The 733-nt window shown below is 44.5% G+C and carries 1 protein-coding gene; it reads left to right on the top strand.

What is annotated here, in order from left to right:
* Nucleotides 1–45 precede the first annotated feature (45 nt).
* A partial coding sequence (locus ACTHSL_RS12850) for a LexA family protein (protein ID WP_440381684.1) occupies nt 46–733 on the top strand: 688 nt, incomplete at its 3' end.

Here is a 733-nt window from a genome sequence, read left to right as displayed (position 1 = left end):
CGCACGGTGTTAGATATTTATCCCTTGCGGTGATAGATTTAACGTATGAGCACAAAAAAGAAACCATTAACACAAGAGCAGCTTGAGGACGCACGTCGCCTTAAAGCAATTTATGAAAAAAAGAAAAATGAACTTGGCTTATCCCAGGAATCTGTCGCAGACAAGATGGGGATGGGGCAGTCAGGCGTTGGTGCTTTATTTAATGGCATCAATGCATTAAATGCTTATAACGCCGCATTGCTTACAAAAATTCTCAAAGTTAGCGTTGAAGAATTTAGCCCTTCAATCGCCAGAGAAATCTACGAGATGTATGAAGCGGTTAGTATGCAGCCGTCACTTAGAAGTGAGTATGAGTACCCTGTTTTTTCTCATGTTCAGGCAGGGATGTTCTCACCTAAGCTTAGAACCTTTACCAAAGGTGATGCGGAGAGATGGGTAAGCACAACCAAAAAAGCCAGTGATTCTGCATTCTGGCTTGAGGTTGAAGGTAATTCCATGACCGCACCAACAGGCTCCAAGCCAAGCTTTCCTGACGGAATGTTAATTCTCGTTGACCCTGAGCAGGCTGTTGAGCCAGGTGATTTCTGCATAGCCAGACTTGGGGGTGATGAGTTTACCTTCAAGAAACTGATCAGGGATAGCGGTCAGGTGTTTTTACAACCACTAAACCCACAGTACCCAATGATCCCATGCAATGAGAGTTGTTCCGTTGTGGGGAAAGTTATCGCTAGTC

Origin of the sequence: Neisseria sp. P0008.S010 (genome assembly GCF_051962715.1) — a bacterium.
Taxonomy (GTDB): Bacteria; Pseudomonadota; Gammaproteobacteria; order Burkholderiales; family Neisseriaceae; genus Neisseria; species Neisseria elongata.
This window is presented reverse-complemented; position numbering and strand designations above follow the sequence as displayed.